Origin of the sequence: Saccharopolyspora gregorii (assembly GCF_024734405.1) — a bacterium.
In the GTDB taxonomy this organism is placed as follows: Bacteria; Actinomycetota; Actinomycetes; order Mycobacteriales; family Pseudonocardiaceae; genus Saccharopolyspora_C; species Saccharopolyspora_C gregorii.
Genome location: NZ_CP059556.1, coordinates 39,507 through 52,389, shown reverse-complemented (window position 1 = coordinate 52,389; position 12,883 = coordinate 39,507). Strand labels below are relative to the sequence as shown.

11 protein-coding genes are annotated in these 12,883 nt (G+C 73.3%); 4 read left to right on the top strand and 7 right to left on the bottom strand.

The window, feature by feature from the left end:
• Nucleotides 1-139: 139 nt before the first annotated feature.
• From H1226_RS00230 to H1226_RS00220, 3 genes are all read right to left on the bottom strand, one after another.
• On the bottom strand, nucleotides 140-445 hold the full coding sequence (locus tag H1226_RS00230) for a hypothetical protein (protein WP_258344739.1): 306 nt from the start codon (nucleotides 443-445) through the stop codon (nucleotides 140-142).
• 131 nt (nucleotides 446-576) lie between these two features.
• Nucleotides 577-1,485 (bottom strand): phosphotransferase enzyme family protein, encoded by a 909-nt coding sequence (locus H1226_RS00225; RefSeq protein WP_258344737.1) that lies wholly within the window; start codon nucleotides 1,483-1,485, stop codon nucleotides 577-579.
• 100 nt (nucleotides 1,486-1,585) lie between these two features.
• Nucleotides 1,586-2,896, bottom strand: a complete 1,311-nt coding sequence (locus H1226_RS00220) for a helix-turn-helix domain-containing protein (protein ID WP_258344734.1) — start codon at nucleotides 2,894-2,896, stop codon at nucleotides 1,586-1,588.
• Between the two features lie 317 nt (nucleotides 2,897-3,213).
• Here H1226_RS00220 and H1226_RS00215 point away from each other — a divergent pair, with 317 nt between their 5' ends.
• Together H1226_RS00215 and H1226_RS00210 are read left to right on the top strand one after the other, a co-directional pair.
• Complete coding sequence (locus H1226_RS00215; RefSeq protein WP_258344732.1) at nucleotides 3,214-3,462, top strand: hypothetical protein; 249 nt, start codon at nucleotides 3,214-3,216, stop codon at nucleotides 3,460-3,462.
• A 13-nt stretch (nucleotides 3,463-3,475) separates the two neighbouring features.
• Nucleotides 3,476-3,814, top strand: coding sequence for a hypothetical protein (locus tag H1226_RS00210; protein WP_184483943.1), 339 nt, complete (start codon nucleotides 3,476-3,478; stop codon nucleotides 3,812-3,814).
• A gap of 469 nt (nucleotides 3,815-4,283) precedes the next feature.
• Here the strand turns inward: H1226_RS00210 and H1226_RS00205 are convergent, their stop codons facing one another.
• The gene (locus H1226_RS00205) at nucleotides 4,284-7,436 is read right to left on the bottom strand and encodes an isocyanide synthase family protein (RefSeq protein ID WP_258344730.1); all 3,153 of its coding nucleotides are present in this window, start codon (nucleotides 7,434-7,436) and stop codon (nucleotides 4,284-4,286) included.
• Nucleotides 7,437-8,140: 704 nt separating this feature from the next.
• On the opposite strand from H1226_RS00205, the gene H1226_RS00200 reads away from it, so the two are divergent.
• A complete protein-coding gene (locus tag H1226_RS00200; protein ID WP_224958810.1) occupies nucleotides 8,141-8,788 on the top strand; it encodes a TetR/AcrR family transcriptional regulator in 648 nt (215 codons plus the stop codon).
• On the opposite strand, the gene H1226_RS00195 is transcribed toward H1226_RS00200, so the two are convergent.
• A complete protein-coding gene (locus tag H1226_RS00195; protein ID WP_258344728.1) occupies nucleotides 8,758-9,981 on the bottom strand; it encodes an amino acid deaminase/aldolase in 1,224 nt (407 codons plus the stop codon). The two genes, H1226_RS00200 and H1226_RS00195, sit on opposite strands and share 31 nt — an antisense overlap.
• Before the next feature lie 120 nt (nucleotides 9,982-10,101).
• On the opposite strand from H1226_RS00195, the gene H1226_RS00190 reads away from it, so the two are divergent.
• The gene (locus tag H1226_RS00190; RefSeq protein WP_258344726.1) at nucleotides 10,102-11,406 is read left to right on the top strand and encodes a D-arabinono-1,4-lactone oxidase; all 1,305 of its coding nucleotides are present in this window, start codon (nucleotides 10,102-10,104) and stop codon (nucleotides 11,404-11,406) included.
• 71 nt (nucleotides 11,407-11,477) lie between these two features.
• Here H1226_RS00190 and H1226_RS00185 read toward each other — a convergent pair whose 3' ends face one another.
• Nucleotides 11,478-12,134 (bottom strand): SDR family oxidoreductase, encoded by a 657-nt coding sequence (locus H1226_RS00185; protein ID WP_258344718.1) that lies wholly within the window; start codon nucleotides 12,132-12,134, stop codon nucleotides 11,478-11,480.
• A gap of 51 nt (nucleotides 12,135-12,185) precedes the next feature.
• Nucleotides 12,186-12,815: a hypothetical protein gene (locus H1226_RS00180; RefSeq protein WP_258349519.1), complete on the bottom strand. Its 630-nt coding sequence runs from the start codon at nucleotides 12,813-12,815 to the stop codon at nucleotides 12,186-12,188.
• Nucleotides 12,816-12,883: the final 68 nt, after the last annotated feature.

The following is a 12,883-nucleotide window of genomic DNA, read 5'->3' as shown; positions in this document are numbered from 1 at the left end:
GGCGCAGCGGCCGCCGAGCCGAACTAGAGTCGGACGATGCCGCGGAGCGCGCCCCCAGGAACGCCCGCGGCACTTCAGCCCGGCCGAACTCCGGGCTCGTTTTCCGCTGGGTGGAAAAGATCGGTTCGTCGCCGAACGGTCATTCGCGCTCGGTGAGCTGCTGCGCCCCGGACGAGGAGAGCGACTCCAACCGGCCCAGCGCACCCCGGCCGCGGCGTTCCAGCTCGCGCCGGCTGATCCAGCCGTAGGAGTAGTGCCGGTAGGCCTGGCTCAGCTGCACGAGCTCCGCGAGGTGGTCCACGGCGCGCTGCCGCGCTTCCCCGCTGAGCCCCGGCACCAGCCGGACCTCGCTGTTCACCACGTCGTCGAGCACCCGCGCCGAGTCCAGCGCCTTGCGCCCGCGCCAAGTGAGCTTGCGCCGCATCCGCGCGACGTTCCTGGTCATCACGTCCATCCGGGCCCCCCGTGCCGCAGACACTCACACATACGTATTACTTCAGACCTCGCTCGTCACCAAGAATCACCGACACGGCCCCCGCTCGTCGATGAACTTCGCCCGATCGTACGCATCAACCGCTACCTGTAGGGCTCCCACTGAGCCGCTGCGTCACCCTCCCGCATCGAGCGCAACCGGCTCCGCAGCTGGTCGCGCACCCCGGGGTTGCTGCGCAGGATCGGCAGCACGCTCACGGTGATCTTGAGCTCCCGCAGGTCCCGCAGCACCGGGAACCCGGACCACGCGGTGACGTCGAAGCCGTAGACCTCCGCCAGCCGGTGGTACCGCTCCGCGGGCGCGCCCAGCCGGAGCATGCCCACCGCCATCGGCGTCAGGTCCCACTCCGGCTGCCCCACGCACAACGAGTCCAGGTCGCACAGCAGCGGCCCTTCGGGCCCCGCGATCAGGTTGCCCAGGTGCGCGTCGCCGTGCACCACCGACGGCGGCAGCGGGAAGTCCAGCTCCGCCAGCCGCGCCTCCACGTCGTCGCAGCGCTGCTCCAGGAAGGCCCGGTCCGCCGCGTCCAGCTCCTCGGCGTCGGCCAGCCTCCGGCGCACGTCCGGCATCGGCTGCCAGCGCGGCAAGGTCGAGGGCAGCGGCAGGTCGTGCACCTGCCGCAGCAACCGGCCCAGGTCGGCGCCGTCCGGGGCGGGTCCCACCTCCGGGACCGCCTGCCACAACGTCGCCAGGTGCCCGCCGGTGCGCACCGGCTGCGGCACCCCCGGCAGCAACCGCACGGCGGGAACCCCGTGCTCGGCGAGCAACCGGCCGGCCTCCACCACGTTCACCGCGCGGTAGGCGAAGGACGGCGCGAGCACGATCCGGACGATCACCGGGTGCTCGCGGAGCAGGAAGACGCCGTTGTTGACGAACCGCACCAGCCGAGCGCCCCGCGGGTCGAGCCCCGCGGCCGCGCACACCTCCGCCAGTGCCAAAGCCAGTTTCGGCCGCGTGTAGCGGCCCTCCGCCGAGCGGGTCCCCGACGTCATCGGGGGCCTGCCCGGTCGTGCCGCTGCACCGCGCCGGGGAAACCGGCGCTGACCTGATCGCGCGAGGACCGCGCGCCGAACCGCCTGCCGCGCACCGGTCTCACGCCTCGCGGAAGCGGCGGATCTCTTCGGACAGGTCGCGGGCGTCGGAGTTCATCCGGTGCCGCCCGGCTTCCAGCTCCAGCGGCTTGAGCCGGTCGGCGACGCGGGCCGACTTGACCTTCTCGCCGATCTGCAGCGCCGACCGCCCGACCTTGATGCCCTCCTGGAGGTCACCGGCCCGGATGTGGTTGGTGGCCTGCAGGCTCAGCCCGAAGACGTGGGTCCGCTGCATGTCGGCGCCGTACGCCTCGTTGCACTTGATCGTCTCCGCGACGGCGAGCGGCGCGTAGCGGTCCGGATCGAACACGGCCAGCGCGTCGTGCGCCGAGCCGATCATCCCGTGCAGGTCGTTCTCGTTGAAGAACCGCACCCAGTCCGGGGCCTCGGCCACGTTCGCCCTGGCGAACTCGTCCTTGGTCCGGCCGACCATCTTCTGCACCTGGTCGGGCTTGTTGAGCATCCCGTAGGCCCAGGCCTCGTTCGCGCACAGCACCGCGACCGTCAGCGAGGAACCGGATTCCTGCGCGGCGATCTGGCCCAGCTGGAACAGCTTCAGCGCCTCGTTCGGTTCCTGGTAGTGCAGGTAGACGCGCCCCATCCGGTACAGCACGCTCGCCACGAGGCTGTCGTCCTCGGCCTGCTTGGCGAACTCCAGCGCCTTGCCGAAGTGGCCGCGCGCCGGGTCCAGCAGGCCCGTGTCGAAGGAGGTCCAGCCCGCCAGGCTGTGCATGTCCGCCAGCGACACGTAGAGCTTGCGCTTGACCTGGTCGGACGCGTTGGCGTCGAGCAACTGCTGGGCCCAGGAGAGCTGGGCGACCACGGCGTCGCGGCAGGTGCCGCCGCCGTAGCGGTAGTCCAGGTCGCGCAACGCCTTGGTGGCCGCCTGGATCTGCTGCACGTCGGTCATGCCGATGCGCATCGGAGCAGGCGTCTGCACATTGCTCGGCACCCAGGTGTTCTCCTCCGTCCCGAAGACCGCGGCACCCATGGTCACCGCGGCCGCGTGGGACAGGAACTTCCGACGCTTCACCGACTCGTCCTCCTCAGCCTGGGGGCCGCTGTTCGACTTCGCGACCCTCATTGCCGTCGCCCCGTCGTAGGCGAGGCCCATGTACCCCCTCGGTATCCCGAGGCCGTCGGCGATTCGGGCCAGCACGTCATAAGCCATGACCTGGCGGCCCTTCAGGATCTCCGAGACCTCGGACTGCGACTGGCCCGTCGATGCCGCGATCTGGCGCTGCGAAACCCCGATCCGGCGCAGTTGCCGGTAGATCTCGCTGACGTTCCGCGCCGCCAACGCGTCCCGCATCTCACGGCCGTCCCAGACGTCTCGTGTAACGGGCGAGCCGTTCGAACCGATGGTGTTCATTTAGACCCCCTCACACTCTGCACGGGCGTCGGTCGCAGAGTAAGGGCACTTCGACGAGCCGGTGAAGTGCGTATCGGCAGAGGTGATCGGTGGGGGTGAAGTCCACCGACCGTTCGTCGTCGCCGTTGAGCCGGTCATCGCCTACCGGCTACCGCCCGCGTTCGACGCATTCCAATCTAGTCATCGGTAGCAACCGAGCACGGAGAGGAACCCGAACGGCAGTGGACGGGATGACGGAGTCCGACCCCCGGGGCGGCGTGGAGGTCACCGCGAACGCGGCGGTGCCCGAACAGGCCGGTTCCGCGGCGGGATCCCCCGACCGCCGTCGTTGGTGGCGGGTGCTGTGTCGCGACGTGGGGCACATCCGCCGCTACCTCACCGTGCTGGTCAACCGGGACAGGGTGGTTCTCGTCGGACCGCCCGGCCGCACCGTGGTGCTGTCGACCGATGGAGTCGGCGAGTTGAGCAGCGCACTACGGCGGGCCGCTGAGCAGGCGAGAAAGTGACGGTGAGGTTGCGGTGGACGAGATCTTGGGTCAGGTGCTGCGCAACGCGGTGTGGGAGCGGCTCGACGTGCTGAGCGAGCTGGCGAACCGCGCGGACGCCCCGTCCCTGCTGTCCGTGGCGCGTTCCGAACTCCCCCGGCTCACCGAGGGATGGCGGACGCTGCTGGCCGCGCACGACACCGACGACAAGGGCAACTGCATCGAGTGCTCTTCCCGATGGCGACCCCGCAGCGCACCGTGCTCGGTGTGGCGCTCGGCCTACGAGCACCTGGTCGCGGGAGCCCTCGCACCCCGTCCCGCACGGCACCAGCGACCGGCGCACGAGCTGCGCCCGGCGGCGCCGGTGCCGTAGACCGGCGGTCGCTCGGTCCCCCGGTCAGCACCACTCCCTCCCCGAACCGGACGGATCGAGCCACCGCCCTGGTGGCCGGCGAACCATCGCCGTGCACCCCCGACCACTGCAGTGGTCGCCGGCCACCACACAACTTCCAATTCCACAGTGGACGTGCTGGCGGCGCCCCGAAGGTCTCCTGATCCCCGAAGGCGTCCGGGCTCCCCCGAAGAGCTCCGATCCCCGCCCCGCTCCGAGTTCTCCCGAAGGACTCCGCGAGCTCAGGAGATCCGCCGCCGCACGAGTCTTCCGCGGGCCGGTGCTGCAGCACTCCCCTCCCCCGACCGGTACCGGTCCGCGGATTCCAACGACTCCGGTTCCCCTTTCCCCGAAGGGGCGCCGGGGTGGACGAGGGGTCCCGGTGCTCGTTTCCCCGGACGAGCGCCGGGACCTTTCTTGTCTTCAGACCCCGTCCGTCAGGTCCGGCCCGTCATTTGCGGCGCAGCCGAGCCGTGGCGGCGAACTCGGGGTCGAGGCGCATCCCGCCGCCCGCGCCGAGCCGGGTGTGCTCCGCGGGCACCGCGAACCACGGTTGCCGCGGCCCGAGCAGCGGCGTGTACACCGGCACGAATCCCCTGTCCTGCAACGAGACCGCGAAGTCGGCGCCGATCCGGCCGCGCCGGTCCAGCGCGCCGGTGCCCTGCCACGGCAGCAGCCCGGACCCGCCGAGGTAGGTGAACCCGCAGCGGCCGGGCCGCGCGGCGCTGACGGTGAGCCGCACCCGGTTCGGGAACAGCAGCTCCTCGTAGCCGAGTTCCTCGTCGACCCGCATCGTCGCCAGGTAGCGCACCACGGTGTGCCAGGCACGGCGCAGCACCTCCACCCGCGACTGCCGCAGCAGCGGCGGCACCGCGCCCCCGTCCAGGTCGTAGACGTTCGCGTAGACCGCGCGCGCCCAGTTCGCCCGGTCGACGCCCTCCGGCACCGACAGCGGGACGGAGAACACCACCGACATCAGCATTTCGCGGAACATCAGGACCGAGGCCGCGACCTCCTCCGGGACGCCGTCCGCGCGCCGGTCCACCTGGTCGAGGGTGCGCAGCGGGTCCTCGGAGATGTCCAGCCCGCGCAGCGCGTCCGCCAGCAGCCGCCGGTGCCGCGCGGTGCGCTCGGCCCGCTCGGCGGGCAGGTCCACGTCGAGCCGCCGGGCCGCGACCGCGTCCACCTCCTCGATGGTGGCCGCCTCCCCCAGCCCGGCGAGGTCGGCGTACTCGCGCAGGATCGCGCTGTAGGTGCCGGTGATCGACAGCGGCCGCGGCCGGAAGTGCCTGCCATCGGTGAGGATGCGGAACCGCAACCCCGGCGGGTGCACCGCGCTCGCCGCGCGCTGCATCTCGCGCAACCGCGCCAGCCCGCCGAACTCGGCGAGGTCGGGCAGCGGCCCGCTCGCCTTCAGCCCGTTCAGGCACTGCTTGATGGGGAAGCCCAGCAGCACCACGTCGATCGGTTCGCCCGCGCGCAGGAACGGTTCGACGTCGCGGCGCAGGTGCTCCACCTGGTAGTTGGACCGCGCCCCCTTGAGGAACTGCTTGCGGCCCAGCACGTGGTGCAGCGCGTGCACCACCCGTTCCCGGTGCTCCGGTTCGGGCGCGGGTTCGTCGAGCCGGAACCGGTCGCGGGCGGCGCGGGCCACCCGGTCGGCGGCGCGGTCGGCGTCGGCGAGGACGTGCCCGGCGAGCTCCAGCGCGGCGTCCCGGCCCAGGTGCACCGCCCAGCGCTGCGCCGAGCGGTTCGACCGCAGCGCGCCGATCTGCAGCTCCTCCAAGGAATGCGTGTGCGAGAGCAGGCCAGGGCCGGATCCGCCCGCGCGCGGCCGGGGTTCCACTTCGAAGGTGGCGATCGCCGGGGCGCCGTCCGGCAGCGGCCGTCCCGGGACGCGCTCGTGCACGAGCCCGGGCACTTCGACCGCGACGGCGAGCGCGCCGGGGAACTCCGCGACCAGCGCGGTGCGGTTGTCCCGCAGGTCGTCGAAGACGGCGACCACGTCGAGCTCGCCGAGCTCGCGCAGCCGCGCCACCTTCAGCTCCGGGATGGGCCGGGTGCGTTCGTCGGGCATGCACAGCAGCGGCGCGTCCGGCACGCCCGCGTCCCGCAGCACGGCCGCGGTGTGCTCGCGAACCCGTTCGCGGCGGCCGGTGCAGAACACGACCTGCCCGCCTGCGTCCCGGACGTCCCAGGTGAAGCGGGCCAACCCGGCGTTGACCTCGTCGGTGCGCAGCCGCTGCCAGGGCCGGGCGAAGGCGCGGAAGAACTCGGCGTGCACCGCTCGCCAGTCCACCGCCGGGTACTTCTCGGCCAGCCCGGTGCGCTCGAGGAAGGTGGGCCAGGTCGATTCGACGTAGGTCGGCAGCACCGGCAGCGCGTCCGGGTCGGCGAGCTCGGGGATGCCGTGCGGCGCGCCGGGCCGGGGCCCGGACACGGCGCGGGTGGCTTCGACGGTGCGCCGCAGCGGGACGATGCCGCACAGGTCGAGGTCGATGACCACGGTGGGGCGCGGGCGCTCCGGTTCCCAGCGGCGGCGCCGGGTCCGGTCCTGCACGGTGTCGAGCACCTGGCGCAGCACCTCGTGCTGGTCCGGGTCGACCGAGTGCGCGTGGGCGCGCAGGTCGGTGCGGGCCAGCAGCCGCGCGGTCCGCCGGTCGAGGTGCCGCAGCTCCTGGTCGAGCACCCGGTCGATGCCGGCGCGCACCGATTCGCCGCGCGGCAGCGGGTAGCCGATGCGGCGGAAGCCGTCGGCGAGTTCGGCGAGCACCGCGAGCAGCGCCCGCGCGGCGGAACGCACCGCCTGCTCGTCGGGTTCGGCGACGGCGGCGGAGGTGACGACGCGCCCGGTGGCCTCCAGTTCGGTGGACAGCTCGAAGGCGAGCGGGGCGGAGTCCGCGCCGTCCGCCGCGAACAGCGCGGTGCGCCGGTGCTCCAGCGCGTGCCGGAAGGCCCGCAGCGGTGGGCGGACGAAGTGCTCCAGGAAGAACCCGAGCTCGTGCTCCCGGTGCCCGAAGCGGTTGTCGATGACCAGCCGCAGCAGCCCGGGCGCCCCGTCGGGTCCCGGCGCCAGCAGCGCGTCCGGCCGCACCGCGACGGTGCCGCCGGGGTGCTGCGGGTGCGGCGGAGACGGCAGCGCACCACCGCGCGGGCCGGTCTCCGCGCCGCGGCGCGCGGGTCCGGGGACGACGGTGGCGCAGTGCATCCGCAGCACCGGGTCCTCGCGCACCGCGCGCGGCAGCGGGTCGGGGCCGGTGCGCGGCGGGAGCGCCGCACCGAGGGTGCCGGTGAGCGCCCGCAGCCAGTCGGGGTCGTGGTGCCGCCGCCTGCGGCGCAACCGGACCAGCAGCCGGTACAGCTCGGCCCAGGTCGGTTCGGGACCGAGCGGCAGACCGTCGCCCGCGCCGTCGCCGACGAGCCGGAACTCCCCGCCGTGCCGGCGCAGGCGCAGCCGGTACCCGCCGTCGTGCAACATCCGGTCGGCTTCCGGCACCGGCAGCGGCGACCACAGGTCCTGGGCCGGCCGGTCCGTCCACATCGGGACCAGTGCGGCCGGGAGCGCTGCGGTGCTCGGCCGGGAGACCGGCGTGTGCGCGGTCACCGGGCGAGCTGGCGCGGTGCCGGCGCGGGGAACGCGCGCGGGCCGGGCGGAGCGGGGTGGCGGTGCGCCGCCGGAATTCTGCTGGGGGCGATCCGGTTCTGGCCGGCGGTGCGCCCCGGCGCGAAGTCGCGGGGAGTGCGGATGCGGGGAGAACCAGGCGCGACGCCGCAGTAGCTCACGATCACCTTTCCATCACAGCTCGGGGAGGTCGACTCACGCTAGATAGTGACAATGCGCGTCGGCAACGTGACCGAATGCATACGCCCGTACCGTAACCCCGACCCGATAGCAGTGACCTGGAACACTATGGGGGTGATCTGGATCCGCAAGGCACCCCTTCCGCCGAGCGGGACACCCCCGCCCAGCGGCACCCCTTCGGTGGACACCGGCCCCGGCATGTCCACTGCCTGCGCGGACGGAGCGCGCGGCACACTGGGGCCCGATCGACCGAGCGCTGCGCACCGTCGTCCCGCACCACCCCCGATCCGGAACGACGAGCACCGGCGCTCCGGCCGGGAGCGCGGTTCCGCCCGCGCGCGAACCGGCTCCGAGGATGGTGATCTCGTCGATTGAGATGATCTCGGACGCAAGGACCTGGGATGATCTCGCGGCGGGACCGCAACGGGGAGTACGCCGACCGTCCACCGCGCACCCCGCCGGACGCCCCTCCCACGACGGTCCGCACGAGTGATCAAGGAGACGCCTTGTCCGCCGAAGTCGCACCGCTGCGGCGCAAACCCGTCCAGCAGCGCAGCACCCAGCGCGTGGAGAAGATGCTGGAGTCCTGCGCCCAGCTCATCGACGAGCTCGGTTACGAAGGGGTGACCACCACCCTGATCGCCGAACGCGCCGGCGTCGCCGTCGGCTCGCTGTACCAGTTCTTCCCGGACAAGCGGGCGGTCGTGCAGGAGCTCACCCGGCGCAACCTGAACCGCTTCGTGGAGGCGATCGGCGAGCGCTTCGCCACCGCCGAGCTCGCGAACTGGTGGGACGCGGTGGACACGGTGATCGACGTGTACATCACCATGCACCGCGACGTGCCCGCGTTCAGCAGGCTGCACTTCGGCGACGTGGTGGACCTGCGGCTGCTCGACGAGAGCAAGGACAACAACGCGGTGATCGCCGACAAGCTCGTCGCGCTGCTCGGCGAGCGGTTCCCGCTGGACGGCGAGCAGCTGCTGCTGCCGCTGTCGGTGGCCGTGGAAGCGGCCGACGCGGTGCTGAACCTGGCGTTCCGCCGCGACCCGGCGGGCGATCCGCAGCTCGTCGCCGAGACCAAGGAACTGGTGCGCGGCTACCTGTCGAACCGGATGCCCGACGATCAGCCGAACGACATGCCCTCGCCCCGGTAGGTGGGCACGGCGCCGACCAGCTGGTTCCCCTCCACCAGGTGGTACTGGGCGAACCGCTCGGCGAGCTCGCCCGCCTTCGCGTGCCGCAGCCACACCCGGTCGCCGATCCGCAGCCGCCGCGCCGCCGCCCCGGACACCGGGGTCTGCACCTCACCGGCCCCTTCGGCCGCGGTCAGCTTCAACCCGCGCGGCAGGTGCACGCTCGGCGCCCGGCTCGGCCCGGTGGGGCCGGAGGCGATGTAGCCGCCGGTGAACAACGTGGCGAACGACCGGCTCGGCCTGCGCACCACCGGCAGCGCGTAGAGCACGGCCGGCCGCGGCCGGAACGCCCGGTAGGCGTCGAACAGGGTCGGCCCGATGAGCCCGGACCCGGCGGCGATCTCGGTGACGCTGCGCTCGGCGCCGGTCGTCTCGATGCTGCCGGTCCCGCCGCCGTTGACGAACTCCAGCGGCGCCACCGCGCGCACCCGGGCGACCGCCTCGGCGCGGCGTTCGGCGAGTTCGGCGGCGGACCGGCGCTGCATCCAGCGCAGCGCGGACGCGAGCAGCGGTTTCCCGGGCGGGGCGTCGCCGAGCCCGGCGATCTGCCCTTCGTAGGCCATGATCCCGACCAGCCGGAACCCGTCGCGCCGCACGATCCGCTCGGCGAACCGGCGGGCCCGGGCCGGGGTGTGCACCGGCGACCGGCGGGGGCCGACGTGCGCGATCCCGCCGGGGATCGGGTGCCAGGCGGCGTCGAGTTCGAGGCAGACGCGCAGCGGTTCGCGGTGCGGCCCGACGACGTGGTCCACGTGGTCGAGGTGCTCCTCCGAGTCGACCAGGAGGGTGATCGCCGCGGCGGCCGCCGGGTCGGCGGCGAGCGCCCGCAGCGCAGCGCGGTCGGCGGTCGGGTACGCGACGAGGATGTCGTCGGAGGTGCCTTCCCGGTGCAGCCAGAGCGCTTCGGCCAGGCTGTAGGCCATCAGCCCCTCGAACCCGGGGGTGCCGAGGACCCGGCCGAGCAGGTCCCGGCAGCGCACGGACTTGGACGCGACCCGGATCGGGGTGCCCGCGGCGCGGCGGCGCAGGTCCGCGGCGTTGTGCCGGAACGCGTCGAGGTCGACGACGGCGAACGGCGGGTCGAGGTCGCGGGTAGCCCGGTCGAGCCTGGCGCGGTCGTCTTCCGGGTCGGGCTGCGGTGAGGTGTGGGCCACTCCGCCACGGTAGGCGGCCGGGGGTTGTTATGTGAATCTCATTCACTTAATTTCTTCGGCACCGCCGCCGCACCGGCCTCGAGCAGCAGCACCGCCCGGGCCACCAGGAGGTCTGCCGCAATGCCTCGACCAGGTTGGACGAACTGGGCCCGCACCGTCAGCCGCGCACCCGGCGGCACCGCCCGGCCCCGCGACGTCGCCGAAGCCGCCGTCCTGCTGCGCACCGCCGCCCGCGGCGGCCGCACCGTGCGCCCCCTCGGCAGCGGGCACTCGTTCACCGGCGTCGGCGCCCCCGACGATGGCGCGCTCGCCCTGGACCTCGCGCACTGGAGCGGCATCGAGCGCGTCGACCCACCGCACGTGACGGTCCGCGCGGGCACGCCGCTGCACCGGCTCAACCGCGAGCTCGGCGAGCTCGGGCTCGCACTGCCCAACCTGGGCGACATCGACCGGCAAACCGTGGCAGGCGCGATCTCCACCGGCACGCACGGCACCGGGTCCGCGCTCGGCGGGCTCGCCACCCAGGTCACCGGGCTGGAGCTGCTGCTCGCCGACGGGCGGACGGTGCACTGCTCGGCGACCGAGCACCCCGACCTGTTCGCCGCCGCCCGGATCGGCCTCGGCGCGCTCGGCGTCCTCACCAGCGTCACGCTGCGCTGCGTCCCCGCGTTCCACCTGATCGCCGACGAACGGCCGGAACCGCTGGACGAGGTGCTGGCGCGGTTCGAGCAGCTCGCCGCGGACAACGACCACTTCGAGTTCTACTGGTTCCCGCACAGCAGCCGGACGCTGGTGAAGCGCAACAACCGGCTGCCTGCCGGGGACACACCGCGGCCGCTGAGCAGGCTCCGCGAGTTCGTCGAGTACGAGCTGGTGGAGAACCGGGCGTTCGGCGCGCTCTGCCACCTCGGCCGGCTCCAGCCCCGGCTGGTGCACCCGCTCAACCGGTTCTGCGCGGCGACCTGGTCCGCCCGGCACTACAGCGACCACGCGCACCGGGTGTTCGTGACGAAGCGGCGGGTGCGGTTCCTGGAGTCCGAGTACGCGGTGCCGCGCGCCGCGCTGCCCGGCGTCCTCGGCGAACTGCGGGCCGCGGCCGCCCGGCTCGCCGACCCGGTGATGTTCCCGGTCGAAGTGCGGGTCGCCGCGGCCGACGACATCTGGCTGTCCACGGCGCACCGGCGGCCGAGCGCCTACGTCGCGGTGCACCAGTTCACCGGCATGCCGCACCGCGAGTGGTTCGAGGCGTTCTGGTCGATCGCGGACGCGGCGGGCGGGCGCCCGCACTGGGGCAAGATGCACCGGCTCACCGCCGACGACCTGCGGGAGCGCTACCCGCGCTTCGACGACTTCCGGGCGCTGCGGGCCGAGCTGGATCCGGGTGGGCTGTTCCGCAACCGGTACCTGGACCGGGTGCTGGGCTGAACGGGCTCCCCGCGATCTCCCGGCACGCGTCGGCGGGCGAGGACCGGCGGAGATCGCGGGAAGCCGCCCGGTCAGGCGACGGCGGCGCGCACCGCGTCGACGACCGGCACGTCCCCGTTGATCAGCGTGAGGACGCGGCCGGTCGACTTCGGCTCGTCCAGCAGGGCCACCAGCACGGCGGCCACGTCCGCGCGGGTGATGTCGTCCCGGCGGGTCCGCTCCGCGAGCTCGACCCGGCCGGTCGGCGCGTCGTCGGTGAGCGAGCCCGGGCGCAGGATCGTCCAGTCCAGGTCGCGCGCCCGCAGGTCCTGCTCGGCGGCGAGCTTCGCGTCCAGGTAGGCGCTGAACACCTCGCCCACGTCCGCGGGCTTCGGCTGGTCCACGTTGATCGCGCTCACCTGCAGGAAGCGCCGCACGCCCGCTCGCTGCGCGGCCTCGGCCAGCAGCACCGAACCGGCGCGGTCCACGGTGTCCTTGCGCTCGATGCCGCTGCCCGGCCCGGCTCCCGCGGCGAACACGACCCCGTCCGCACCGGTCAGCTGCGCGGCGAGGGTGGCCGCGTCGGTGGACTCCAGGTCGAGCACCACCGGTTCCGCCCCGTCGGCGCGCAGGTCGTCGGCGTGCGCCGGGTCGCGGATCAACCCGACCGCCGTGTCACCCCGCTCGGCGAGCAGCCGCCCGAAGTGGCGGGCGATCTTCCCATGTCCTCCGGCTACCACGATTCGCATGCCCCCACCCTAGGTCCGGGCGCGCGGCCACCGCGCGCTCCGGACCGGGCGTCAGCTGCGGGACGGAGCCGGGGCCTCCGCGGCGAGCAGCTGCTGGTAGACGACCTCGTTGACCCAGCGGGACACGGCGGTGTGCTCGATCGGCGGGGCGTCCGCGAAGGATCGGCCCGGCAGTTCGACCTGCACATCGTCGGCCTCGGCGCTGAGCACGGCCACGCCGAACTGCCGCGCCCGGATCAGGCAGGTGGACATGAAGTCCTTCGCCAGCGTCACGCTCTTCGGCACGATGATCGCGGTGCTGGTGAACCGGGCGAACGGCACGGCCGCGGTGAGCGCGGTGCGCCAGTGCCTCGCCGGCGCGAGCATCCCGACCAGGTGCGCGCTCGGCGGCGGCACCCGGCCGTCCATCTCCGGCCACACCCAGGTCGATATCTCCGCGCGGTCCAGCACCGGCTCGCTGCCGAAGCACAGCCGTTCGGCGTGCGCGTCGGGAACGAGCTCGGCGACCGGCACCACGTGCCTGCCGAGCATCTTCACCGGCGGCAGCACCGTGCCCGACCAGGCGAGGGCGTCGGCCGCCAGCGAGGTCAGCCGGCCGATGGAGGCCGGTAAATCGAGCGGAGATCGTGCGTGGGTAGAGCTGATCCGGACCTCGTTGTCGACCGTGGCACGTCCCGGCATTCCGGTCACGGCTCCCCGCCTCCCTCGATGCACTGGCTGCAACAAAAAGTGCTCACTCGCCCGGCACT